This is a genomic window from Caproicibacter sp. (assembly GCF_046707225.1).
Lineage (GTDB): Bacteria > Bacillota > Clostridia > Oscillospirales > Acutalibacteraceae > Caproicibacter.
The window spans coordinates 220463-245740 of the sequence record NZ_JBJKOP010000036.1; the positions used below are offsets into that span (position 1 = coordinate 220463).

Below are 25278 nucleotides of genomic sequence, written 5' to 3' on the forward strand. Positions count from 1 at the left end.
CCATTCGGCAAGGCCTGTTTGTGGAAAGGCTTTCTTCTCGCGGTTATTGCTTGAATTTGATCTTGCCAAAGATTGGGACCGAAGGTATGATAAACAAGTATGCGTAAATCTGCAATAGAAAGAGAGGATACCATGAAAAGAATGAAACAGAGATCTTTCTGGGCTTTAACGATCCTGATTGTCCTGGCTGTCGCGGCGGTAATTTCCATGCAGCCGCAGAAGGGAGTGACGGCGGGCCTTACTTCACCGAAACCGTCGGAACGGCGCAACGAGCTGTCGGTGTACTACCTTGACGTCGGGCAGGGGGATTCCGAATTCATTGAGCTGCCGGACGGGCGCAATATGCTGATTGATGCCGGAAACCCGGAAAACGGGGGCCAGATTACCCGCTTTCTGGACACACAGTCGATTAAGAAAATCGATTATCTGGTGGCGACGCATCCTCACGCGGATCATATCGGCGGAATGTCGAGGGTGGTTCAGTCCGTTGATATTGGTTCCGTTTATATGCCAAAGGTGTCAGCGACAAGTAAAACTTTTGAGAATTTGCTGTCCTCCATTCAAAAAAAGGGGCTGCAAATCCAAACAGCCCGGGCCGGTGTTACCCTGTTGGACCGCGGCGATCTGAAAGCCGTACTCGTCGCGCCGGTTGGAAGCGGATACAACGATTTGAATCAGTATTCCGCCGTGATCAAGCTGTCTTATGATAACACGTCTTTCCTTTTTATGGGGGATGCCGGTGCGCAGTCGGAAAAGGAGATAACGGCCGATGTCCATGCGGACGTGCTAAAGGTAGGGCACCATGGCAGCGATACGGCTTCAACGGAGGCCTTTTTAAAACGGGTCTCACCGCGATATGCGGTGATTGAGGTTGGAAAAGATAATTCATACGGTCATCCGGCGGAATCGACACTGAAAAAGCTACGGCGAATCGGCGCTGAAACTTACCGTACCGACGAGGACGGAACCATAAAAATTCAGTCCGATGGGAACAACATAACGGTTGAGAAGCATGTGCCCGGCATGGAAGAAGCGGACGCGCCCATGCGGCCCGCAGCTTGAGAAAGGGGAGAGCGAGATGGAAGCGGTGGTTGAAAGGTTTGAAAAAGATCAATGTATCCTTGAATTTGAGGATGGGCGGCTGATTCCATTTCCCAGAAATCTTCTGCCCGAGGAGGCGCGGGAGGGGGATGTGCTGGACCTGAGATTTAAAATCAATCGTGAACGAACCGCCGCAAGACGCGAGAAGATACAAAACATGATGGATGACATTTGGCTGGACTGACCCGACGGAGGGTTTCCTCCGCAATGCTTTTCTGGAAAAATTGAAAAGATCTGGAAAACATTCATTGGGATTACCAAAAAAGCAGATGTCTGCCAAATATTTTTCTTGCTTTGAGGAAGAAAAATTACTATAATTCTCCAAAATAATTAAATTTAAGCAATATTCCTTTCTGCTATTTCCTGTCTCTTTTTGGCTTATAAAATAGTAGCACTGACCTGAATTCCCAAAAATTCGGGTCCGAACTTAACAGCAGAAAGGGAATGAAAAGTGAAAAAGCAGTATCGCATTCTAAGCATGGTTTTGACTCTGACGCTGATTTTTTCCGTGTTTACCGGAAATTTGGCGTTTGCGGAAGAAACCGCATCATCGGTCATTTCACTCAATGATTTTGACTCGGTGACAACAGTCGAAAAATACAGCAGAACCACTTATGAAATCGAAATTGACCAGCCGGAAGTTCAACTGGAGGCTTCGTCCAGCGACGAATCCGTTTTAAAGGTCTCTCTGCAAGAAGAATCGGGAGACTCAGGCTACTATACGCTGGTTCTGGAAGGATGGGAAGAGGGGGAAGCGACCATAACCCTGACCGCTTCCGACGGAACGACGGTTGCCAAAACCATTACGGTTGAGGACACCGGTTATGAATGGGATTACACCGCCGAAGCGGACCAGACGGAAGATTTTACTCTTCCCTCCGGAAACAGCCGCTACATAAAGATTCATTATGAAAATCTTGATGCGGATACCTTTACTTATCCGACCCTTGTGACCGATCAGCCGGATGACTTTAATGTTACGCTGGAAGGCTCCGACGGCAACGACTTTTTCTATCGGGTCGACGCAACGGGAAACGACGGAGCGACGGGTACGCTTTCTCTTGGCAGTTCCGATTATGTCATTCCCAAAAAGCTGTGCGATGTCACGATTGCGGAAAACAGCGACCTCAGTATGGATACGAAATCCACTTATGTCTGCAGCCTTTTTGACAGCTATCATTTTGTCGTCCGCACAACCTCCGCTGCCGCTCCGGAAGTGACGGCAGGCAACGACAACGTGTCGATTACCCCGGTGGGTAAGGTGGAAGGCGGATATGAATATGTCATGGATGCCGATCATGAAGGCACTTCTTTAATACAGGCGACTCTGAACGGAGAAACCGCCGGCTTTGCGGTTACCGTGAATTACGACAGTAAGCCTTCTGTTTCCTTTGACGCGCCGAAAGAAGTTTCCGTTGAGCGCGGAAAAACCTACACCTATAAATTTTCCATCATGGGCGGCGGGACGCCGTCGTTTGTACCGGATCAGGACGGGGTGTTTTCCGTGCAGTCCGTGCGCAAGGATGGAATTGACTATTATTGTACGGTCGCCGCGACCGGCGCGGTCGGCGCAAGCGCCAATCTGCTGGTTTCTTTTCCGGATATCGGAGAGGATGACGATACCGTTAACGCGGGCAAATTCTCTGTGACGGAACCGGTCGGCGTCAAATCCGATACCAACAATGATTTCTCTCTTGCGAAAGGTTCCAGCTATGTGTTCCGCATTACCGGGGCGACCGGATTTTATGCCGCTTCTTCCGGCGTGTTCTCTGTGTCAAAATTGAGCACCTCCGGCAACGAAACGTTATATAAAATTACCGCGACCGGCGACGTCGGGCAGGGCGCCGGGTTTTACATGAATGCTCCGGGCCGCGTACCTCTGAAAGTTTGTGCCGTTACGGTCGCTCCCGTGAAGATTACCTCAGACACAAACGATGATTTCGAGCTTGCGGCGGGAGCCGGTTACCAGTTTAAAATCACCGCGCCCGGCGTTAAGTCCATTCAGTTTAACGCGGGGTCTTCCAAGGTGGTTGCGCCTGTTTTTGTAAGGCATGTCGGCAATGATTTTTATTACAAAATTACCGCGGTTGGAAAACCGGGTGAGCAGACCGGCATTTACGCTTCTGTAAAGGGACAGGATGCGAAAAAAATCTGCGTTGTGACGGTTGGCCGGATTCAGCTGAAATCAGACACCAACAATAATTTCAGCCTTGCCGCGGGGGCCGGATATCAGTTTAAGATCACGGCGCCGGGAGCGTCATCCGTCAATTTTGGGTCCGGCTCGTCCGGGGTCATTCAGACATATTTTGTCAAACGCGTTGGAAACGACTTTTTCTTTAAGGTTGTCGGCACCGGGAGTTCCGGTCAGCAGACCGGTATCTACGCCTCCGTTCCCAATCAGGATGCGAAGAAAATATGTGTCATCACCATTCAATAAGACAAAATTAGCCGAGAAGCCGCTCGCTTGCAGTTTGCAGGCGCGCGGCTTTTCTATCAGTTATTTTGGTTAAATGCCCGAAACTGATTGCTTTTTTCTGAAAAATCCTGTAGGATAAAAGAATCTTTGAATCTAAAAATCGGTGCGAAAATTTGCCGCCGGGGAAAACGCGGTAACGAACCGGAATCTGATCTGCAGGAGGATGCTAAATGGGTTATCATATTCATATGCTTTATTTCAGCGCAACTGGGACAACGGAGAAAATTGTTCACAGGGTTGCCGAAAAACTGAACGGAGAAATCGGGGATTCCACCGTAAACCGTGTGGATTTCACGCTTCCGCAGGAAAGGGAAAAAAGCTGTTCGTTCGGGAAAAACGATCTGGTGATCGCGGGCGTTCCGGTCTATGCGGGAAGAGTTCCGAACGTATTGCTCAAATACATAAAATCGATCCGCGGAAACGGCGCGCTGGCCGCGGCGATCGTGCTGTACGGGAACAGGGACTATGAGGATGCGCTGATTGAACTGCGCGACCTGTTGTTGGAGGACGGCTTTCACGTGATCGCGGGCGGGGCATTCATCGGAGAGCACTCCTTTTCCCGCGTCCTGGCAAAGGGCCGGCCGGATGAAAAGGATTTGGCACTGGCGGACAAATTCGCGGATCTGATTTCTCAAAAAATAGAATCCGGCATGACGGCTGCGGTTGAGGTGAAAGGGAATACACCGTATCGCAGCTATTACAAGCCGAAAGATGAGCAGAAGAATCCGGTGGATATTCGAAAGGTGAAACCAAAAACAAAAGGAAACTGTACGCACTGCATGACCTGCGTGAACGTATGTCCAATGGGCTCCATCAGCGCGGACGATCCGTCCGTCCTGACGGGAATCTGTATTAAATGCGGCGCGTGTATAAAAAAGTGCCCGGTTGGTGCAAAATATTTCGACGACCCCGATTTTTTGAGGCACAAAACAGAAATGGAAGTCGGGCTGACGGCTAGGAAAGAGCCTGAATTGTTCTAGATCGTTGGAAATACAACGGACTTGACTCTGAGATTCCGGTATAATAGGGCTATCAAATCAAATGATACCGGAGGATAGGATCATGATTCGGAAAATAATTAAAATTAAGGAAGAACTGTGCAACGGCTGCGGGCTTTGCGCCCAGGCCTGCCAGGAGGGAGCCATCGCCATGGTTGGCGGCAAAGCACGGCTTGTCAGGGAAGATTACTGCGACGGTCTGGGCAACTGCCTTCCGGCCTGCCCGGCAGGTGCAATTACGTTTGAAGAGCGGGAAGCACCCTCATTTAACGAAGCCGCGGTGAAAGAGGCAAAATCGGGTTTGCCCGCGGCTTCCGGCGGCTGCCCGGGCAGCATGGTTAGAACTCTTCGCCGACCTGCCGTACGGGAAAATTCGCAGCCTTCACAGGCGGGTCCTTTGGGCCCGGTGGAAAGCGAGCTGACCCAGTGGCCCGTCCAGATCAAGCTGGTACCGACCCGCGCTCCCTGGCTGGATAACGCTAATCTTTTAATCGCAGCCGACTGCACCGCCTATGCTTACGGTGATTTTCACCGCCGCTTTTTGAAAGATCATATCGTGATGGTCGGCTGCCCCAAGCTGGATGAAGGCGATTATGCGGAAAAGCTGACTGAAATCCTGAAAAACAACAGAATTCGCAACATTCATGTTCTCCGCATGCAGGTGCCGTGCTGCGGAGGGATAGAAAACGCCGTGAAACGGGCTTTGCGGGACTGTGGAAAGATGATTCCCTGGCAGGTGACGGTTCTTTCGCCGGACGGCAGAATTGTGGAAGATTAAAGGCTGAACGGAAAAAGCGAAGTGAAAGATGAATATGGACTATGATGCTTTAAAAAAGATTCCTTTGTTTCAGGGAATTCAACCGGAAGAGCTCAGGCAGATGCTTTCCTGCCTGCACGCGAAGCGCAAATCGTATGCAAAACAGGAAATGATTCTGCTGGAGGGACAGCCCGCTTCTTTTGTGGGAATCGTTCTGTCAGGAAGCGTATTGATTTTAAAAGAGGATTACCGGGGAAATCGGATGATTATTGCGGAAGCGACCGCGGGGCAGCTGTTTGCGGAAGCTTTTTCCTGCGCGGAGATTGACCGTCTCCCGGTTACGGTGGTCAGCGCGGAGGACAGTTCGGTCCTGTGGATCGATTACCGCCGCGCGGTTTCCGTCTGCTCTTCCGCCTGCGGCTTTCATTCCAGACTGATTCAGAATATGCTCCGGATCCTCGCCTTCAAAAATATTCTGCTGAGCCGTAAGATCGAGTACCTGTCCAAACGGACGACCCGGGAAAAACTGCTGGCTTTTCTGGCAGATCAGGCGGGAGGAACCCGCGGAGAAGAGTTTTCGATTCCATTCAGCCGCCAGGAGCTCGCCGATTATCTTTGCGTTGACCGCAGCGCGCTTTCCGCCGAGCTTGGCAAGCTTCAGCGGGAAGGCATCCTGAAGTTCCACAGGAATCGGTTTCTGATTTGCAGAACCGAAGTTCAGAACAACAGCTAAAATATGCGCGGAGAGCGGCCGGACTGTTTCTGTTCAGAGACGGTTTGGCCGCTGTTTTATGTAAATTTCTATGGTGGAAAGCTCCAATCCGGTGTATAATAAATCATTACCAATTCAGGCCTCGGGCGGAAGGGAAACAGCAGAATGCGCTTTGCTTTAATTAGAAAGGGGATTTTTTTCCCCTATGCGAATCTTTCGCGCGAGATTTACATCTTGTTTGCGGCGAGGATCGTCACTTGTCTGGGGGGATTTATCCAGCCTCTGTTGACGCTGATTCTGACGCAAAAACTGGGCTTTTCGGCTGCCGAAACGGGCAGCTTTTCCGCTTTGCTGATTTTAACGCAGGCTCCCGCCGTGATCCTGGGAGGAAAGCTTACAGATCGGGTCGGACGGAAAACAATTCTGGTATCCTGCCAGATTGCGGGGTCGTTTTTCTATCTCGTCTGCGCCTTGTTCCCTTACAAATTTCTAATCGTTCCATGCATTATGCTGGCGGCGGATCTGTATACGGCGGCGGCGCCCGCCTATGAAGCGATGACGGCCGATCTTTCTACCCCTGAAAACCGGCAGGCGTCCTATTCGCTGATCTATCTGGGCATTAATATCGGCTTGGCGGTCAGCCCGCTGTTTGCGGGGCTGCTTTTTCAAAACTATTTGCGTTTGATGTTTTTTCTCGACGGAGCGACCACGCTTGTTTCGACGCTGATTATCATTTTCGCGATTCGGGAACCCGACTGGAAGGAACGCTCCAAAAGCTCCGGACAGGAACAGCGCCGGGGGGATATCTCTGCTTTTCGGCTTCTGCGGCTGTTTCCGGGACTGCTTTTTGTCATACTTCTCACTTTTGCCTATACTTTTACCTATTCCCAGTGGAGTTTTCTTCTGCCGCTGCAGTTCGGTGACTTTTACGGGAGGAGCGGGGCGGTCAATTACAGCATGATGACGGCGCTCAACTCCCTCACGGTCGTATTGTTTACCTCCGTCCTGACCGGATTGACGAAGCGCCGCCGCCCGCTTCGCGTAATTGCGCTGAGCGGCGCGGTTTTCAGCGTGTCTTTTCTCATGTTTGCGCTGGTGCGTTCCATGCCGCTCTTTCTGATGGCCGGAGTAATTTTTACATTCGGAGAAATTATGGAAAGCATTCATCTAAGGCCGTACCTGGCTAATCATACTCCGCCGCAGTACCTCGGAAGAATCAATTCGTTTGCCATGTTCGTTCAGGGGACCGGAAATGCAATGGGGCCGCTGCTGGCGGGGTGCATCCTGGCGCCGGCGGGCTATCGCTTTACCTGGATGTTTCAGGCGGTATTTGTGTTTTTGGGCGCCATAGGCATGTTTGCATTGGACAGAAAGGAGAAGCGGCCCAAAGAATGTCCGCCGCAGACCGGATCCGCTGAGCTGATGAATAACGTTGAAACGCTTTCCTGACGGACGGAAAGATACCGCTCGTTTTTGTCGGTTTGCATTATAAAAGGAAATACAGCTTGACAAATCAATCCAGCCGTGATATAAAGTTAGATAAACAAACTAACTAGATAAAGGAGGGAACGTTTATGCTGGATTCGTTTGAAAGAGAACTCAACGAACTTCTGGTGGATACGTTCCGTTCCATCCTCAAAGTAGAGGAAGATACACTCAAAAGCACACGGATTGACCTGTCCATCAGCGAACTGCATCTTTTGGAAGCTGCCGGAAAAAATCGGGATCAGGGAAGAACCATCAGTGAACTTGCGCAGGAGCTTGACATCACGCTGCCGTCCGTTACCATCGCAATCAATAAACTACTAAAAAAAGGTTATGTTAAAAAGGTAAAAAGCGGGGATGATGCCAGAATGGTTTTTGTTGTTCTGACAAAACTGGGTCGGAAAGTGGATAATGCACACCGCTATTTTCACAGGCAGATGGTTCGAAAGGTCAGTTCGGAATTGTCTGAAGAAGAAAAACAAATACTGGCGCGCGGGATTACCAAGCTTGATGATTTCTTTAAAATGAAAAGCGCGGAAATGGAGAAATGAATGAGTTTTACAATCACGGGAACCGGAAGCTGCCTTCCCGCATTGTCCGTTCATAACAACGACTTCGTCGGCATTGTGGAGACGAGCGATGAATGGATTTCCACACGGACGGGAATCAGAAGGCGCCACTTTTTAAAAGAAGAGAGTCTTCGCCAAATTGCTGCGGAGGCGGCGCGCAGGGCTTTGGAAGATTCGGGTACGGATGCCGCCAAGATCGACCTGATTCTCTGCGCCACGGTCCAGGGGGAGGATGTTTCGCCGTCCCTTGCCTGCCTGGTTCAGGAGGATCTTGGGGCCGGATGCCCGGCGTTTGACATGAACGCGGGCTGCACGGGATTCCTTTATGCTCTGGATACCGCCGCGGCTTATTTTCGGGCCGGGATGGCGGAGCACATTCTGATTGTCTGCGCGGAGCAGCTCTCCCGTTTTCTGGACTGGAAAGACAGGAGCACATGCGTTCTGTTCGGTGACGGGGCCGGAGCAGTGGTCCTTTCAAAAGGCGATTCGCTTCTGGCAGTTCAGATCGGCGCCCGGGGGCAGCGGGAAAATCTGAATATTCCGGGCTTGAGTGCCTCGGGGCCTTTCTGGGATGAAGCGGAGGCCAGGGGGAGCCTTATCCATATGAACGGGCGTGAAATATTTAAATTTGCCGTTACAACCGTGCAGAATGAAATTGAAACGTCTGTCCGGAAGGCTGGAATCGCTGTGGACGATGTGGACTATTTCCTGCTGCACCAGGCGAACGGCCGGATTATTGAGTCCGCGAGGACACGGCTGCATCAGCCGGAGGAAAAGTTTCCGGTTAATTACGCGGAATGCGGGAACACCTCCTCGGCAAGCATCCCTGTTTTGCTGGACGAACTGAACCGAAACCGGCGCCTCAGAAAGGGAGACACTCTGCTCCTTTGTGCGTTTGGCGCCGGACTGACCTGGGGTTCCTGCGTCATCCGCTGGAACAAAGACTGACCGTAAATGATTGGAGGAAATTTATGATGGTATTTGAGAAAGTTGCAAAGATTCTGGCCGAACACAAGGAAATCGAGGTTTCGGAAATTCATCCGGAAAGTACGCTGGAAGAGCTTGGACTCGACTCGCTGGATACAGTCGATCTGATTATGCAGTTTGAGGACGAGTTTAATGTTTCTCTTGAAATGGACGAAAAGATCAAAACAGTCGGCGATATTGTAAAACTGATTGAAGACAATATGGAGTAACGAAATGATACACACACCGCTTTGTGACCTTTTAGGAATCCGATATCCCATTCTTCAGGGAGGCATGGCCTGGATTGCCGACGCATCACTGGCTTCGGCGGTTTCGAATGCCGGCGGGCTTGGAATCATTTCCGCCATGAACGCGGATGATGAATGGTTAAGAACAGAAATCCGAAAAGCAAGGGAAATGACCGACCGTCCGTTCGGGGTCAACATTATGCTGAGAAGCCCGTTTGTGGAAAAAGTCGCCCGTGTTGTGGCGGAAGAGCGAATTCCCGTTGTGACAACGGGCGCGGGGGACCCGACCCGTTATATGGAGCAGTGGGGAAAAGCCGGGATCCGCGTTTTGCCGGTTGTCGCTTCCATTGCCGTCGCGCGGCATGTGGAACGCGCCGGAGCCGCGGCGGTTATCGCGGAAGGCGGCGAGTCCGGGGGACACGTGGGGGATCTGACCACGATGGTTCTGGTGCCTCAAATCTGCGATTCGGTCGGAATCCCGGTGATTGCCGCGGGTGGAATCGCCGACGGCCGGGGAATCGCGGCTTCGTTTATGCTCGGCGCGGTCGGTGTGCAGGTTGGAACCCGTTTTCTTGCCGCCCGTGAATGCACCGTTCATCAAAATTATAAAAACAGAATTCTGAAAGCAAAGGATATCAGCACCGTTACCACCGGAAAACGGCTCGGCCATCCGGTCCGGTGTTTGAAAAACGCATTTTCCCGCGATTTTCTCGCGAAGGAATACGACCCGTCGGTTGACAACGAAGAACTGGAAGTATTGGGTGTCGGCGCTCTGCGTCTTGCCGCCCGCGAGGGGGACGAGAAAAACGGATGCTTTATGGCGGGTCAGGCCGCGGCTTTGGTGACAAAGGAACAGCCGGCGGAAGAGATCATTACGGAAATGTTTACTCAGGCGGAGCGAATTCTGAGCGGAGGGACAAAATGGGTCGGATAGCAGTTGTCTTTGCCGGTCAGGGAGCACAGCACACCGGAATGGGAAAAGAGCTTTACGGTGTTTCTCAGGCGGCCAGGTCGGTGTTTGAAATGGCGGAGCGCATTCGGCCCGGTACCCTGCGCCAGTGTTTTGACGGCACCAAGAAGGAGCTTTCCGAAACCGTAAACACACAGCCATGCGTTTTTGCAGTTGACCTTGCCTGTGCCGCCGCGCTGCGCGAAGCCGGTGTTGAGGCAAACGGAGCGGCGGGCTTCTCTTTGGGAGAAATTGCCGGCCTTGCGTTTACCGGTATTCTGTCGGCAGAGGACGCGTTCCGCCTCGTCTGCCGAAGGGCGGAACTTATGGAGCAATGCTCCCGGAACAGGCCCGGTTCCATGGCTGCTGTTTTGGGGTTGGAAAATGAGAAGGCGGAATATGTCTGCAAGAAAGCCGGAGCCTGGCCGGTGAACTACAACTGCCCCGGCCAGCTGGTAGCCGCGGGAAAAGCGGATGCGATCGCGGCACTTCGGGGGTTTTCTGCCGAAGCGGGCGGCAAGGCGGTCCGTCTTGCCGTATCGGGGGCGTTCCATTCCCCGCTGATGTCCGATGCTTCGGACGGTCTGGCAAAGGAGCTCACGCAATATACGCTGCGAACACCCGTGATGCCGCTCTATTCCAATGTTACGGCGCAGCCTTACGGAGCCGGTGCGGCGGAATTGATTGCCCGTCAGGCAAAAAGTCCGGTGCTTTGGCAGAAAACCATAGAAAACATGATCTCAGACGGCTTTGATCTTTTTATTGAGGTCGGCCCGGGTACCACGCTTTGCGGGTTGATTCACAGAATTTCGACGAAGGTTGCTGCGGTCGCTGTGAAAAATCCTGACAGCCTTGAAGAGGCGGTGCGGATGATATCGGAGGGAAAACATGCTTAAGGATAAAACGGCGGTGATTACCGGCGCTTCCCGTGGAATCGGGAAGGAAATCGCTCTGAAATTCGCGGGCGAAGGCGCGGACATCGCCGCAATCTATTCCGGAAACCGTGACGCCGCGGAAGAGCTCTGCGCGCAGATTCGGGCGCTTGGCAGAAAAGCGTCTTCCTATCGCTGTGACGTTTCCAATTTCGAAGCTGTGAAAGAGACAGTTAAGCAGATCAAAACTGATTTTAACGGATTCGACATCCTGGTCAATAACGCCGGGATTACGATCGATCGGCTGGTTCCTCAAATGAAGGAAGAGGAATTTGAACGGGTGCTGAATGTAAATTTAAAAGGCGCTTTTCACATGATTCAGCAGACATATATGGTTTTCGCCAGAAAACACGGAGGAAAAATCATCAATATCGCATCGGTTTCCGGATTGACCGGAGCCGTGGGACAGGCAAATTATTCCTCCGCTAAGGCCGGCCTGATCGGTCTGACCAAATCGGTCGCAAGAGAACTTGCCGGGCGGAACGTGACCTGCAATGCAATAGCGCCCGGCCTGATTGATACCGCGATGACGAGGGAAATGAATCAGGAGGCAAGAGAGAAGATTCTGGAATCCATCCCGATGAAACGAATGGGTCAGGCGGGAGATGTTGCCAATCTTGCACTTTTTCTCGCTTCCAACCTTTCCGGTTATATTACCGGTGAAGTGATTCGGGTGGACGGCGGCCTTTGCATGTAAGGCAGGCCGGGAAAGGAGCAATCATGGCGGAGTGGACGGGAGCCGACTTTCATATCGGCAAACTAAAAGTACAAGCGCCTGTGGTCCAGGGCGGCATGGGAATCGGAATTTCCATGAGCGGACTCGCTTCCGCGGTTGCGAACGAGGGCGGCATCGGAGTGCTTTCGGCGGCCGGCGTCGGTGTTCTGGGCGGAGGCAGCGGAAAATTTTCCGAGGACCGCGCGGGGCTTCAGGCAGAAATTGCGAAGGCGCGTTCCCTAACAAAGGGCGTTTTGGGCGTCAATATCATGGTTGCGCTGACCAATTTCGAAGAGATGGCGCGCACGGCAATGGAAGAAAAAATTGATGTGATTTTTGCAGGGGCCGGTTTGCCTTTGCGTCTTCCGGATTTTCGTCCGGAGGGATGCAAAACCAAGCTGGTGCCGATCGTTTCTTCCGCCCGGGCGGCGGACCAGATCGCCAGATGGTGGCAGAAACGCTATCGGTATATTCCGGACGCTTTTGTGGTGGAAGGCCCGAAAGCGGGCGGTCATCTGGGCTTTCATCCGGAGCAGATCAACGATCCGGACTATCGACTGGAAAAGATTATTCCCGAGGTTGTCGCGGCCGTGCGGCCTTATGAACAGACGGCGGGCCGAAACATTCCGGTCATTGCCGCCGGCGGGATTTTTACCGGCGAGGATATTTACCGCTTTTTACAGCTCGGCGCGTCCGCGGTGCAGATGGCGACAAGGTTTGTCGTGACCGAGGAATGCGATGCTGACATCCGTTTCAAGCAGGCTTTTGTCAATTGTCGGGACGAGGACATTGAAATTATCAAAAGTCCGGTTGGAATGCCCGGAAGGGCAATTCGCAATGACTTTTTGAAAAGTGCCGCGGAAGGCGGGAAAAAACCGAAAAACTGTCCCTACCACTGCATTACCTCCTGCCGTCAGGAAAAGGGGGCTTATTGTATTACCGCCGCTCTGGTCAACGCGTGCAGGGGAAACCTTGAAAACGGATTTGTGTTTATCGGGGCAAACGGGGGCAGAGTTCGCGAAATTACAACGGTGCACAAACTGATGGAAGAACTGGCCTGTCAATACCGGGAAACGGTTGTTCACAATCAGGTCACCTGAATCGAGAAAAATACAATGCTTGCCGAAAAAGGAGTCTGAAGATGAGAAGAGTAGCCGTAACGGGACTCGGCGTGGTTTCCCCGGTCGGAAACCGTGTGGAGGATTTCTGGAACAGCCTGACGGCCGGAACCTGCGGCGTCGGGTTTATCACGAAATTTGACGCGTACGATTTTAAAGTGAAAATTGCCGCGGAGGTAAAGGACTTTGACCCCCTGTGCTGTATGGAAAAAAGCGATATCCGCAGGACGGACCTGTTTTCGCAGTTTGCTCTTTCCGCGGCGGACCAGGCCATGCAGGACAGCGGATTGACCGGGATTGATCCTCGTCGCCTCGGCGTTTATGTAGGCTCCGGCATCGGCGGCATCCACACGATTGTGGAAGAGACGGAAAAGCTTCTAAACAGGGGACCTTCGCGCATTTCGCCGTATTTCATTCCAAAGATGATCGGCAATATGGCGGCGGGCAATATTGCCATCCGCTACAACGCGCAGGGGCCGTGCCTTCCGATTGTTACGGCGTGCGCGACTTCATCCCATACGGTTGGAGAGGCGTTCCGCGCGATTCAATACGGTTACGCGGATGCGATTCTCGCCGGCGGAGCGGAAGCTTCCGTCGTCCCGCTTGCCGTTGCCGGATTCATCAACTGCATGGCGCTTTCCACGAAAAATGATCCGCTCAATAGCTCCATCCCATTCGACAAAAGAAGGGACGGTTTTGTCATCGGCGAAGGGGCGGGAATCCTGGTTCTGGAAGAGTATGAACACGCGGTGTCGCGCGGTGCGAAAATATATGCGGAAGTTACCGGCTACGGCAACACCTGTGACGCATATCATCCGACCGCGCCGCATCCGGAGGCGCGGGGAGGCACGGAAGCGATTCGCCTTGCCTCGGAAGAATCCGGTATCGGCGAAAAAGATGTTCTCTATATCAACGCGCACGGCACCGGGACGCCCCTCAATGACAAGACGGAAACGCTTGCCATTAAAAAGGCGCTTCCGGAGCTTGCGAAAAAGGCCTATGTCAGTTCCACAAAATCAATGACCGGGCACATGCTGGGAGCGGCCGGCGCGGTCGAGGCGATCGCGTCCGTACTGGCCCTTTCGACCGGAACGATTCCGCCGACCATCGGGTACCGCGAGCCCGACCCGGACTGCGACCTGAACTGCGTGCCCAATCAAGCGGTAAATGCACGGCCGACTTTCGCTCTTTCCGTGTCCCTTGGATTCGGCGGTCATAACGCCTGCCTTGCATTTCGAAAAGGAATGGAGTTGAATCCGTCATGATGGATTTGAAACAGGTTCGCGCACTGGCACAGATACTGAAAGAAAATGATCTGAGCGTTTTGGAGTTCAGCTGCGGAGAGGACAAAGTCAAATTGGAACGGCAGTCCGCCGTTTCCTCGCTGCCGCCTGTGCCCATGAATTCGGCTGCACCGCTCATGCCCCCGGCGGAAACGGCGGCGGCCGGGGCAGTACAGGATTACCGCGAAATCAAGTCGCCGATGGTCGGCGTGTTTTACGCCGCGCCGTCGCCGGACTCGGAGCCCTTTATAAAAGCGGGCAGCCGTGTAAAAAAGGGCGATGTTCTTTGTGTAATTGAAGCAATGAAGCTGATGAACGAGGTCAACGCGGAACAGGAAGGAATAATTCAGGAAGTCTGCGTTGAAAACGGTCAGGTCGTCGAGTATGGGCAGACTCTTTTTAAAATCGTGTAAACCGGCGGAAACGGATCGTTCCCGCTGAGAAAATAGAGCCGCAAAGGCGGAACGGAGGAGCCTATGAATCGTGAAGAGCTGATGAAAATAATGCCCCACAGGCCGCCGATGCTTTTGATTGACGAAGCGGAAAAGGGCGCGGATGGCAAAGCGCACGGAGTTTATACGGTGCGGGGCGACGAGTGGTTTTTGCAGGGACATTTTCCGGGGATGCCGATTGTCCCCGGAGTGATTCAATGCGAAATGTTGGCGCAGACCTGCTGTGTTCTGATTGGTGACGGGCAGGAAGGCAAAACTCCGATGTTTGTGGGAATTGATAAGGTTCGTTTCCGTGGGAATATTCTCCCGGGCGACCGAATTGAAATTGTTTGTGAAATACTGAAAACCAAAGGCCCGTTCTATTTTGCAAAGGGGTCCGGAACTGTGAACGAAAAGCTCTGTGTCAGCGGAGAATTTTCGTTTGCTCTGGTTCAGACGGGGGGCGAATAGGCTTGTTTTCAAAAATATTAATTGCCAACCGCGGGGAAATTGCCGTTCGAGTGATACGAGCCTGCCGGGAAATGGGTATTTCGACGGTTGCGGTTTATTCGGAGGCGGACCGGGATGCTTTGCACGTCAGCCTGGCGGATGAGTGCTATTGCATCGGTCCGGCAAGAGCGAAGGACAGCTATCTGAACATGAGCGCCGTCTTGTCGGCCGCGGCCGCAAGCGGCGCCCAGGCCATCCATCCCGGGTACGGTCTCTTGTCGGAAAATGCGGAATTTGCCCGCCTTTGCGAAAAATGCGGGATTACATTTATCGGTCCTTCCCCCGAAGTCCTGTTCCGAATGGGGGATAAGGACGAAGCAAAACGAACGATGAAAGCCGCGTCCGTACCGGTTATTCCGGGCTCCGGCCTTGTGGAAAGCCCGGAAGAGGCGAAACAGGCCGCGGCTGAAATCGGGTACCCTCTGCTGATTAAAGCCCGCGCCGGCGGCGGAGGGCGCGGCATCAGACTGATTCAAAAGGAAAAAGAGTTTGACCGCGCGTTTTCTCAGGCGTCCGAAGAAGCCGCGAGCGCATTCGGCGACGGGGGCATGTACCTGGAAAAATACATGACCGGAGTCAAGCATGTAGAAATGCAGGTGCTGTGCGATACATTCGGGAATATCGTCTGCCTGGGCGAGCGAGATTGCTCCATGCAGAGGAAAAACCAGAAAATACTGGAGGAAAGTCCTTCACCGGCCGTCTCAGAAAGCCAGAGGGAAGAGCTTTCTCAACTGTGCGAGCGGGCGATGCGCGCGGTCGGCTACACCGGCGCGGGAACAGTTGAGTTCCTGATGGACCGGGACGGCCGTTTTTATTTTATGGAAATGAACACGCGCCTTCAGGTGGAGCATCCGGTGACGGAGATGGTAACCGGAATTGATCTGGTCAAATGGCAGATCCGCGTGGCCGCCGGCTTGCCTCTGGATTTTACCGCCAAAGAGGCTCCTTTGCGGGGGCACGCGATCGAATGCAGGATTAACGCGGAAAATCCCAAAGAAAATTTCCGACCGGGCTGCGGCAAAGTGACACTGCTGCATATTCCAGGGGGGCCTTCGGTTCGGTTTGACACGGCTCTGTATCCGGATTATTCCGTACCTCCTTTTTATGATTCCATGATCGGCAAACTGATTGTTCACGCAAAAACACGGGAAGAGGCCATTCGCAAAATGCAGGCAGCCCTTTGCGAATTGGTCATCGAGGGCGTTGACCATAACGGAGAATTCCTGCTGGAACTGCTGCAGGAAGATGCTTTCCAGTCCGGCCGCTACACCACATCTTATCTTGCCGAGCGGGGGAGCCTATGATACGCAGGGGAATTTTTAAACATCCGAAGAATGACCTGGAGGGAGAAATCGGAAGAGACCGGACTCCGGGTCCGTCCGTGCCGGAAGAGCTTTGTGTAACTTGCCCGACTTGCCGCAAAATGCTGTTTCGCGACGCGCTTGCAGAGAGCAGCTATGTCTGCCCGCACTGCGGCTGGCACTTTCGGATCAGCGCCAGGCGCCGGATTGAAATAACGGCGGATAAAGGGACGTTCCGGGAATTGAACACAAAAATCGAATCCCGGAATATTCTGAACTTTCCGGGATACGATGAAAAGCTGGAACAGGCAAGACATACGGAGTCCGGAAAGGATGAAGTGGTTTGCGGAACCTGCCGGATCGGCGGATTTGACAGCTGCGTTTTTGCAATGGAGCCTTCTTTCATGATGGGAAGCATGGGAACCGCGGTCGGGGAAAAAATCACCCGGCTGTTTGAGTATGCCGCGGAGCATCGTCTGCCCGTTGTCGGCTTTACGGTTTCGGGAGGGGCGCGCATGCAGGAGGGAATCCTTTCTTTAATGCAGATGGCAAAAACAAGCGGCGCGGTTCGGCGGCACAGTGAAGCCGGGTTCCTTTATATTGCAGTTCTGACTAACCCCACTACGGGCGGCGTGACCGCCAGCTTTGCGATGGAGGCTGATATTATTTTGGCAGAGCCCGGCGCACTGATCGGCTTTGCGGGTCCGCGGGTCATCGAACAGACAATCCGCCAGAAGTTGCCGCCGGGGTTTCAGAGGGCGGAGTTTTTGCTGGAAAAGGGTTTCGTAGACCAGATTTCCAACAGAAGAACGCAAAAGAAATTGCTCACAAGGCTTCTGGAATTTCATGCGGGAGGTGCGGACGAATGAACGCCTATGAAAAATTGCTGGCCGCCCGGGCCGACGGCCGCCCGACCGCGAAGAATTATATCGAAAGACTGTTTCAGAATTTCATCGAGCTTCACGGCGACCGCAGATACGGGGACGACAGCGCCGTAATTACGGGAATCGGGACCCTCGGCAGAATGCCGGTTACTGTAATCGGGATTGAAAAAGGACACGGCACCAAGGAAAAGGTCGCGCGGAACTTTGGTTCCGCTCATCCGGAGGGATACCGAAAGGCGCTGCGTCAAATGAAACTTGCGGAAAAATTCAACCGTCCCGTCATCTGTCTGGTGGATACGTTCGGGGCATATTGCGGTATTGGAGCGGAAGAACGCGGCCAGGGGCAGGCGATTGCCGAAAATCTGATGGAGCTGATGGGACTGAGGGTGCCCGTTGTTTCCATTCTGATCGGGGAAGGCGGCAGCGGAGGAGCACTAGCTCTTGCGGTTGCCGACGAAGTCTGGATGCTGGAAAACGCCGTTTATTCCGTGATTTCACCGGAAGGCTGCGCCAGCATTCTGTGGAAGAATCCCAAAAGAGTTGGCGAAGCGGCGGAATACCTGAAAATTACGGCCCAGGATCTATTGTCCCTGAATGTCATTGATAGGATCATTCCGGAGGGGATCGGGTTTTCAAAGACCTGCGCCTTTTTAAAGATACAACTGATCCAAACGCTGAAGCGAAACCGCACTCTTACGGAAGAAGATCTTATAAGTCAAAGGTATGAAAAGTTCCGGAGAATCGGCAGTGACTTTCAATAAAGCGGCGGGACCTCTGCAAAGGGGGACTCGCCGTTTTAACCTGATCTGCCGTAGAAGAATATGCCGGTTCGGTGTTAATGCCGCCTGCTTACTTTAAGGCCGTGAAAAAATCTCCCCAAAAGGCGTTTGCCTTTTGGGGAGATTTCAGTTCAGTACCAAAAGTTAGAGCTAAATCAGCTTACTGTTGCATAAGTGAAAAGTTTATCACCAAGAGAAGTTGTTACAATACCGGAAATATTTGTGTTTTGCAGGTACACATCGGTGTAGAAGTAGATCGGCGCAACCGCCGCATCCTGCATCAACAGCTTTTCAGCATCGTGCATCGCCTGCATACGGACCGTTTGGTCGCCGGTGGACTTTGCTTTGGAAATTAAGGCATCGAAGTTTTTGTTGGACCAGTGCGGATCGTTATTGCCGGAAGTGCTAATGAAAGTATCCAGATACGAAATCGGGTCGATATAGTCGGCCAGCCAGCCGTCGCGCGCAATGTCGTAATTGCCTTTTTGGCGGCTGTCAATAAATACGGCCCATTCCTGCGCCGCGAGGGTGCAGTTGATGCCGAGTTCTTCTTTCCACATGTTCTGAAGAGCTTCGGCGACTGCCTTATGGGTGGAGTTGTTGTTAAAGGAGTATTCAAAGGACGGGAAGCCCTTGCCGTCCGGATATCCGGCTTCGGAGAGGAGCTGCTTTGCCTTTGCTACGTTTGAATCATAGTCGTCATCCTTGACGGAATAGAACCCGCCGCCAACTGTGCGGAAGTCTTTGGAGGGGTCGGCGTCGCCGATTCCGAGGGAAACAAACGCGTCGGCAGGAGTCTGGCCCTGCTTTGTGATGGTGTTGATAATATAGTTTCGGTCGATTGCGAGCGACAACGCTTCGCGGACCTTCTGGTTGTCGAATGGTGCTTTCTTGCAGTTGAACGAGACGTAGTAAGTTCCGAGCTGGGCCATTGCGTGATAATCTTTAGTCTGAGCCCATTTTGTCTGCTCGGAAACCGGATACGTATCGGCAAACTGCAGCGCGCCGCTCTGGTAAGCCGCCTGAATCGCGGAGTCATCGTCCATCAGCATGAACTTGATGTTGTCGATTGTGACGGCATCCTTGTTGTAATAGGTGTCGCTTTTTACGTCGACGATGCTTTCCTTGTGGTTCCAGGCCGTCATCTTATAGGGACCGTTGCCGATATAAGTTTTCGGGTCCTGAGTCCACTTGTCGTTGCCGTCCACGATGTCTTTGCGCAAAGGGTAGTAAGCCGGACGGGACAGCAGTTCAAGGAAATAAGCGCAGGGAGCGTGCAGCTTGATTTCAAGGGTCTTATCATCCTTGGCGGTAATGCCCAGGCTAGTAATATCCTTGTTCTTGCCGGTGTAAATATCTGTTGCGTTTTCAACCGGATCCAGCATGTAGGAATACTCAGAAGCAGTCTTCGGGTTAACGCAGCGCTGCCAGGCATAAACGAAATCCTGAGCCTTGACCGGCTGGCCGTCCTGCCATTTAATATCGTCGCGCAGCGTGACGTTATAGGTCAGTCCGTCGTCGCTCGCCTTGATATCCTTCGCCTGTCCGTTGACAATTTTTCCGTCTTTATCCCGCTTGGTCAGGCCTTCAAAGCAGTGCTGGATGTAAATGCCGCCGTCGACCGAGGTGTTCAAATCCGGGTCGATGGAATCCGGTTCCGTACCAACGTTGACCGTCAATGATTTTGATTTTGATGTGGAAGTGGATGCCGTGCCGGACGCCGCCTGAGAGGCCGCACCGGACGATGCGGACGCACCGCCGCCGCATCCGGTGAACGCCGTCGCGATCATCGCCGCGGCAAGCACCGAACACAATAACTTTCTTGTCATAAACTTTCCCTCCATTTTACAATTTGAAATACGCATTTATGCCAAGTCCTGTTGTGAGAAAACAGTCCGACCTAAAAATAAAACGGTCATAATGAAAAGGCAAAGTAAGAGAAATTAAAAAGAGAAATTTGCTTTTGGCACTGTGAAAGTCAATCCTTTGCCTATGGCGGATTGTCTGATCATCCCAAACAAGACTGAATGCCCATTTAGATTTCCTGAATTCTATGGCACGCGGCAAAGTGGCCGGGTTCATACTCCTTCATTTCGGGAACCGCCTCGGCACATTTCGGAACCGCATAGGGACACCGGGTGCGGAAGCGGCAGCCGGTCGGCGGATGAAGCGGACTAGGAATGTCGCCCTCCAGCACAATCCTCTGCTTTTCGCGGCTCGATTTCGGATCCGGAACCGGGATTGCCGAAAGAAGGCTTTTTGTATACGGGTGAAGCGGGTTTGAATAGAGAGTCTCGCTGTCTGTCAGCTCCACCAATTTGCCAAGGTACATTACGCCGATGCGGTTGCTGATGTGTTTGACTACGGCAAGATCATGCGCGATGAAAAGATAAGTCAGACCCAGCTCTTGCTGAAGATCCTCAAACATATTAATCACCTGCGCCTGAATCGAGACATCCAGCGCGGAGATCGGCTCATCGCAGACGATAAATTCAGGGTTCACCGCGAGCGCTCGCGCAATGCCGATCCTCTGGCGCTGACCGCCGGAAAATTCATGAGGATAGCGGTTTGCGTGCTCGCTGTTCAGCCCGACGCGGTTGAGCAGAGCCAGAATCTTTTCCTTGCGCTCGGCTTTTGAAGACGCAAGATTGTGAATGTCGATTGCCTCGCCGACAATGTCGCCGACCGTCATGCGGGCGTCCAGAGAAGCGTAGGGATCCTGAAACACAATCTGCATCTTCCTGCGGTACGGCTTGAAATCAACGTGCGTTACATCGACGCCGTCGTAAATGATTTTTCCGGCAGTCGGTTCATAAAGCCTTAAAATCGTACGTCCCGTCGTTGTTTTGCCGCATCCGCTTTCACCAACCAGGCCTAATGTTTCGCCGCGGTTGATAAAAAAGCTGACGTCGTCAACCGCCTGTACATAGCCTTTGCTGAAAGCACCTGTTTTAACAGGAAAGTATTGTTTCAAATTTTGTATTTCCAGCAATTTATCACTCATCGCCGCTCGCTCCTTCCTGTTTTTCCAGCAGCGCTTTCTGATTCAGCCAGCAGGCGCTTTTATGGGTTTCAGAATGCTGTATGAATTCCGGCATTTGTCTGAGACAAATCTTCATGCAGGATTCACAGCGGGGGGCGAACGGGCACCCCGCGGGAGGATTGAGCAAATCGACCGGCGTCCCCTCAATGGGAATCAACCGTTCGTGTGTTGTCTCGTTAATCTTTGGAATCGAGCGGAGCAGGCCGTTGGTATAGCAGTGCTTCGGTTCATAAAAAATTTCGTCGGTAGTGCCAATTTCAACAATTTTACCGGCGTACATGACCGCAATTCGGTCGCATACATCGGAAACGACGCCGAGGTCGTGCGTTATCAGCATCACGGACATTCCGATTTTCTTTTTCAGGTCGACCATCAACTCCATGATCTGAGCCTGAATGGTAACGTCCAACGCTGTGGTCGGTTCATCCGCAATCAGCAGCTTTGGCTCGCAGGCAAGCGCCATGGCAATCATGACGCGCTGGCGCATACCGCCGGAAAATTCATGAGGATATTGCTTCAGCCGTTTTTCCGGCTCATTGACGCCGACCAGAGTCAGCAGTTCAATCGCCCGCTGGCGGCGTTGCGCCCGGTTTTTATTGGTGTGCAGCCGAAGCATTTCTTCCAGCTGATTTCCGATGGTAAAAACAGGATTCAGCGAAGTCATCGGGTCCTGGAAAATCAGACTGACTTCTTTTCCGCGGATTTTGCGAAATTCCTTTTCGGGGAGCTTTTCAATCTGATGGCCGTTAAAGTTTACACTGCCGCCCACAATTCTGCCCGGGCGGTCGACCAGACCTGTCAGAGTATACGCGGAAACGCTTTTACCGCTTCCGGATTCACCGACAATGCCCAGAACCTCGCCGTAATCCATCGTATAAGTTACCCCGTTTACCGCTTTGACTTCACCGGCATGGGTGAAAAAAGATACTTTTAAATCATTAATATCAAGCAAATGTTCTTGTTTCATCATTTATTCTCCTTCAGTTTTGGATCAAACGCATCCCGCAGGCCGTCGCCGAACAGATTGAAGGAGAGAATAACCAAACTGATGGCAACCGCCGGCGCCACAAGCAGGTACGTGTACGATTCCATGCCGCCGATGGCATCGGAAGCAAGGGAACCAAGGCTTGCCATGGGGTTCATAACGCCGAGTCCAAGGAAGCTTAGGAATGCCTCCGTAAAAATCGCTCTTGGAATTTCCAGTGTCGCGGTAACAATCAGAACGCTGATACAGTTTGGAATTAAGTGCTTCATAATGATTCGGCTGCTAGAGGCGCCAAGCGCGTGAGCAGCCGTTACAAACTCCTGCTCTTTCAGAGCCATGATCTGCCCGCGGATGATCCTTGCCATGTTGGTCCAGTACAACAGACTGAATGTTAAAAAGATACTGACCATCGGTACGCCCATTGCCTGCAGCCAGCCAAGCGACGGATGAGTGTCGAACAAATTGGTCAGCGGTGCTTTCAGCGTAACCTGAAGGAGGATAATCGTCAGCATATCCGGAATCGAATAAATGACGTCGACAATTCTCATCATGACCAGGTCGACCACGCCGCCGAAAAAGCCGGAAATCGCACCATAGACAGTCCCGATCAGCAAAACCAGCATGCTGGCGATGATTCCGACCAGCAGCGAAATTCTGGTGCCCATCATCAGCCGGATCACCATGTCGCGGCCGTGCATATCCGTACCCAGAACATGAGGGAAAACGCTTTGCCCCGCCGCAATAGCTTTTAACTCTTTTGCGGAATACTGCATGGGGTGCAGAAATTCACTTCCGCGAATTTGCTGGTCGTAAGTGTAAGGATAAAACGAGGGAGCGACAAAAGCGAAAAGAATCGCGATAATAATCACAACGAAAGCAGCCATTGCCACCTTATTATGTGTCAGCCTGCGCCATGCATCCTTCCAGAATGTCGTGCTCTCTCTCATAATAATCAGTTGCTGTTTTTCCTCATCCGCCGCGGGAAGAAAATCCTCCGCGTTCAAATGAAGGGAAAACGGGTTTTTAAAAGCTTCCATTTCCATGTCCTCCCCTTATTGAAGTGTAATGCGCGGATCAATCAGTTTGTAACTAATATCCACCACTAAGTTCATCAAGACAATGAGGACGGCAAGAAAAATGGTCGTGCTCATTACCAACGGATAATCGCGGGCAGTGATGCACTGAATAAATTCACGCCCAAGTCCGGGAATATTAAATACGGTTTCTACGACGAAACTGCCTGTCACCGTATAAGCGATCATTGGGCCAAGGTAGGTAATAACCGGAAGTACTGCGTTGCGCAGGGCATGTTTAAAAAGCAGAAGGGACTTTCCGACGCCCTTTGATTTTGCCGTACGGATATAGTCCTGATCCAGCGCGTCCAGCATGCCGGAACGCATCAGTCTTGTAATATATGACATCGGATAAAATGCAAGGGTGGCACACGGCATGACAAAGGCTGCGACAGAATGCAGACCCATGGTCGGCAGCCAGCGAAGCTTTACCCCGAAAACCAGCATTAGAAAAGCAGCCATGACAAAACTTGGAACCGCAATTCCGAGCGTTGAGACTACCATAAGCAGTCGGTCCCAGAATCGACCTCTGTTGAGCGCCGAAACAGAGCCCATAAAGACCCCCAGAATGACCGCAACCAAAATGGAAATGCCGCCAAGCTTAGCCGAAATCGGGAAGGCCGAGAAGATAATATCATCTGCGGAACGGCCTTTTTGTTTTAACGAGTCCCCTAAATCGCCCGTGACCAGCTTTCCCATGTAAGTCAGATACTGCTGGGGAAGAGGCTTGTCAAGTCCATATTTTACGTTCAGTGCCTTTACGGTTTCCGGCGGAATATTCTTTTCACTCAGAAATGGCCCGCCCGGTATCAAATTCATCAAAGTAAATGTGATGATAGATATGAACAAAATTGTTAGTAAGGCATAACCGATTCGTTTAATGGCATATGCTCCCAAAATAATATCCCCCTTTTTTCCTTTTATTTATTAGAAACGGCAGGTACATTCCTCGTTGAATGCGCCCGCCGCTTTAATAAATCTTCATTGCTAGAATATTGCAGTAATTAATAAATATTCATCGCTAGAATTTTTATAAAAACGCACCGAAAATGCCCGATGTGTGAATTTTTCGAGCATGTCGAATGCATTATGTGCATAATGTAACGGCCAACCGTTCCAAATGTATGAGAACTGACATTTTAAGTCGCAATAGGCAAGATATCTAATTTTAGCTTCAATACTAATGTACGGAATTGCTTGGCTACTGAAAACCCATACCGTTATGCTTCTTTTAGAGAGGGTAAATTCCCTCCGGTCTTTTGATCACTTTCCAGGTTTAATTAAGTAATTTGATTCTTTGAATCTTACCGAATTCACTTCATGAAAGTTTAAAAATGCCTGATGCTAAAAGCAATTTATGAATTTAAATAAAAGTATAGTTTAACATCCTTTGATTGTCAAGGAGAAATTCAAACCAAAACCGCCTTCATATTGTCCCATTTTGAATAATTTCAGCAAGAATGAAAGAATATTCAATGATCGCTGGAAGTTTTAAACAGTCGTTTTACAAAGCGGCTAAGATTTTATTTTGCTGGAAAAAGAAAAGCCTATCGCCTTTGCGATTAAATGGGCGTTTATTTTATGTTCATGATCAGAAGAAGTTTGAACATGGCAATGTATTCCAAAAAAATCTGAATATATCAAAAACATTTATTAAATTTGCAGTGTATAAACTTTAATAAAAATTAAATTGACAGAAAACTTGGAAAAAGATATAATAAATTGAAAACGGGGGAACTCATCCGAGTTGAGAAGGTAAAACCTGACCCTTTGAACCTGTCGGTTAACACCGGAGTAGGGAACGTGAAATTGTTTGATCGGCGTTCGCCTCTTTTGGCGGGCGCTTTTTTAATTGAATATCGCGGGGGGACTCATTTCGAGTTGAGAAGGTAAAACCTGACCCTTTGAACCTGTCAGTTAACGCTGTTGTAGGGAGCAAGGAGAAAATAACCCGCCGGTTTCG

At 51.6% G+C, this 25278-nt stretch carries 25 protein-coding genes and 2 riboswitches; of the genes, 20 read left to right on the forward strand and 5 right to left on the reverse strand.

Going from position 1 to position 25278, the window contains the following annotated elements; genetic code table 11:
• The first annotated feature begins 141 nt into the window (after positions 1-141).
• The 20 genes from ACLQ3M_RS10240 to ACLQ3M_RS10335 all read left to right on the forward strand — a co-directional run bounded on the left by ACLQ3M_RS10240 (position 142) and on the right by ACLQ3M_RS10335 (position 18196).
• Positions 142-1062: a ComEC/Rec2 family competence protein gene (locus tag ACLQ3M_RS10240; RefSeq protein WP_411677584.1), complete on the forward strand. Its 921-nt coding sequence runs from the start codon at positions 142-144 to the stop codon at positions 1060-1062.
• Positions 1063-1078: 16 nt separating this feature from the next.
• Positions 1079-1285, forward strand: coding sequence for a DUF3006 domain-containing protein (locus ACLQ3M_RS10245; RefSeq protein WP_411677585.1), 207 nt, complete (start codon positions 1079-1081; stop codon positions 1283-1285).
• 267 nt (positions 1286-1552) lie between these two features.
• Positions 1553-3538, forward strand: a complete 1986-nt coding sequence (locus ACLQ3M_RS10250; RefSeq protein WP_411677586.1) for a hypothetical protein — start codon at positions 1553-1555, stop codon at positions 3536-3538.
• Positions 3539-3747: 209 nt separating this feature from the next.
• Entirely contained in the window at positions 3748-4557 is an 810-nt protein-coding gene (locus ACLQ3M_RS10255) for an EFR1 family ferrodoxin (RefSeq protein ID WP_411677587.1), read from the forward strand.
• Between the two features lie 82 nt (positions 4558-4639).
• Positions 4640-5353: an ATP-binding protein gene (locus tag ACLQ3M_RS10260; protein WP_411677588.1), complete on the forward strand. Its 714-nt coding sequence runs from the start codon at positions 4640-4642 to the stop codon at positions 5351-5353.
• 28 nt (positions 5354-5381) lie between these two features.
• Complete coding sequence (locus tag ACLQ3M_RS10265; protein WP_411677589.1) at positions 5382-6065, forward strand: Crp/Fnr family transcriptional regulator; 684 nt, start codon at positions 5382-5384, stop codon at positions 6063-6065.
• Positions 6066-6209: 144 nt separating this feature from the next.
• Positions 6210-7493: an MFS transporter gene (locus tag ACLQ3M_RS10270; protein WP_411677590.1), complete on the forward strand. Its 1284-nt coding sequence runs from the start codon at positions 6210-6212 to the stop codon at positions 7491-7493.
• Between the two features lie 125 nt (positions 7494-7618).
• Positions 7619-8080, forward strand: a complete 462-nt coding sequence (locus ACLQ3M_RS10275; RefSeq protein ID WP_411677591.1) for a MarR family winged helix-turn-helix transcriptional regulator — start codon at positions 7619-7621, stop codon at positions 8078-8080.
• Positions 8081-9046, forward strand: a complete 966-nt coding sequence (locus ACLQ3M_RS10280; protein ID WP_411677592.1) for a beta-ketoacyl-ACP synthase III — start codon at positions 8081-8083, stop codon at positions 9044-9046. It abuts the gene before it with no gap.
• A 23-nt stretch (positions 9047-9069) separates the two neighbouring features.
• Positions 9070-9294 (forward strand): acyl carrier protein, encoded by a 225-nt coding sequence (locus ACLQ3M_RS10285; protein WP_411677593.1) that lies wholly within the window; start codon positions 9070-9072, stop codon positions 9292-9294.
• A gap of 4 nt (positions 9295-9298) precedes the next feature.
• On the forward strand, positions 9299-10246 hold the full coding sequence (gene fabK, locus ACLQ3M_RS10290; protein ID WP_411677594.1) for an enoyl-[acyl-carrier-protein] reductase FabK: 948 nt from the start codon (positions 9299-9301) through the stop codon (positions 10244-10246).
• A complete protein-coding gene (locus ACLQ3M_RS10295; protein ID WP_411677595.1) occupies positions 10234-11157 on the forward strand; it encodes an ACP S-malonyltransferase in 924 nt (307 codons plus the stop codon). The genes fabK and ACLQ3M_RS10295 overlap by 13 nt, the downstream gene beginning before the upstream one ends.
• On the forward strand, positions 11150-11890 hold the full coding sequence (gene fabG / locus ACLQ3M_RS10300) for a 3-oxoacyl-[acyl-carrier-protein] reductase (RefSeq protein ID WP_411677596.1): 741 nt from the start codon (positions 11150-11152) through the stop codon (positions 11888-11890). Before ACLQ3M_RS10295 ends, fabG begins: the two co-directional genes overlap by 8 nt.
• Positions 11891-11913: 23 nt before the next feature.
• Positions 11914-13008 (forward strand): NAD(P)H-dependent flavin oxidoreductase, encoded by a 1095-nt coding sequence (locus tag ACLQ3M_RS10305; RefSeq protein ID WP_411677597.1) that lies wholly within the window; start codon positions 11914-11916, stop codon positions 13006-13008.
• A gap of 41 nt (positions 13009-13049) precedes the next feature.
• Positions 13050-14291 carry a beta-ketoacyl-ACP synthase II gene (gene fabF, locus ACLQ3M_RS10310; protein ID WP_411677598.1) on the forward strand — a complete coding sequence of 414 codons (1242 nt, stop codon included), beginning with the start codon at positions 13050-13052 and terminating at the stop codon, positions 14289-14291.
• Complete coding sequence (accB, locus tag ACLQ3M_RS10315) at positions 14288-14722, forward strand: acetyl-CoA carboxylase biotin carboxyl carrier protein (protein ID WP_411677599.1); 435 nt, start codon at positions 14288-14290, stop codon at positions 14720-14722. The genes fabF and accB overlap by 4 nt, the downstream gene beginning before the upstream one ends.
• Before the next feature lie 63 nt (positions 14723-14785).
• Positions 14786-15211 (forward strand): 3-hydroxyacyl-ACP dehydratase FabZ family protein, encoded by a 426-nt coding sequence (locus tag ACLQ3M_RS10320; RefSeq protein ID WP_411677601.1) that lies wholly within the window; start codon positions 14786-14788, stop codon positions 15209-15211.
• Positions 15212-15213: 2 nt separating this feature from the next.
• Entirely contained in the window at positions 15214-16554 is a 1341-nt protein-coding gene (accC, locus tag ACLQ3M_RS10325) for an acetyl-CoA carboxylase biotin carboxylase subunit (protein ID WP_411677602.1), read from the forward strand.
• Positions 16551-17420, forward strand: a complete 870-nt coding sequence (gene accD, locus ACLQ3M_RS10330; RefSeq protein WP_411677603.1) for an acetyl-CoA carboxylase, carboxyltransferase subunit beta — start codon at positions 16551-16553, stop codon at positions 17418-17420. Before accC ends, accD begins: the two co-directional genes overlap by 4 nt.
• The gene (locus ACLQ3M_RS10335; protein ID WP_411677605.1) at positions 17417-18196 is read left to right on the forward strand and encodes an acetyl-CoA carboxylase carboxyltransferase subunit alpha; all 780 of its coding nucleotides are present in this window, start codon (positions 17417-17419) and stop codon (positions 18194-18196) included. Before accD ends, ACLQ3M_RS10335 begins: the two co-directional genes overlap by 4 nt.
• A gap of 173 nt (positions 18197-18369) precedes the next feature.
• Here the strand turns inward: ACLQ3M_RS10335 and ACLQ3M_RS10340 are convergent, their stop codons facing one another.
• The 5 genes from ACLQ3M_RS10340 to ACLQ3M_RS10360 all read right to left on the reverse strand — a co-directional run bounded on the left by ACLQ3M_RS10340 (position 18370) and on the right by ACLQ3M_RS10360 (position 24212).
• The gene (locus tag ACLQ3M_RS10340; protein WP_411677606.1) at positions 18370-20043 is read right to left on the reverse strand and encodes a peptide ABC transporter substrate-binding protein; all 1674 of its coding nucleotides are present in this window, start codon (positions 20041-20043) and stop codon (positions 18370-18372) included.
• Between the two features lie 206 nt (positions 20044-20249).
• Complete coding sequence (locus ACLQ3M_RS10345) at positions 20250-21218, reverse strand: ABC transporter ATP-binding protein (protein ID WP_411677607.1); 969 nt, start codon at positions 21216-21218, stop codon at positions 20250-20252.
• Positions 21211-22227: an ABC transporter ATP-binding protein gene (locus ACLQ3M_RS10350; protein WP_411677608.1), complete on the reverse strand. Its 1017-nt coding sequence runs from the start codon at positions 22225-22227 to the stop codon at positions 21211-21213. The genes ACLQ3M_RS10345 and ACLQ3M_RS10350 overlap by 8 nt, the downstream gene beginning before the upstream one ends.
• The gene (locus ACLQ3M_RS10355; protein WP_411677609.1) at positions 22224-23279 is read right to left on the reverse strand and encodes an ABC transporter permease; all 1056 of its coding nucleotides are present in this window, start codon (positions 23277-23279) and stop codon (positions 22224-22226) included. The genes ACLQ3M_RS10350 and ACLQ3M_RS10355 overlap by 4 nt, the downstream gene beginning before the upstream one ends.
• Before the next feature lie 15 nt (positions 23280-23294).
• Positions 23295-24212: an ABC transporter permease gene (locus ACLQ3M_RS10360; RefSeq protein WP_411677610.1), complete on the reverse strand. Its 918-nt coding sequence runs from the start codon at positions 24210-24212 to the stop codon at positions 23295-23297.
• Between the two features lie 823 nt (positions 24213-25035).
• Positions 25036-25133, forward strand: a riboswitch (TPP riboswitch).
• A 35-nt stretch (positions 25134-25168) separates the two neighbouring features.
• A riboswitch (TPP riboswitch) is annotated at positions 25169-25267 on the forward strand.
• Positions 25268-25278 lie beyond the last annotated feature (11 nt).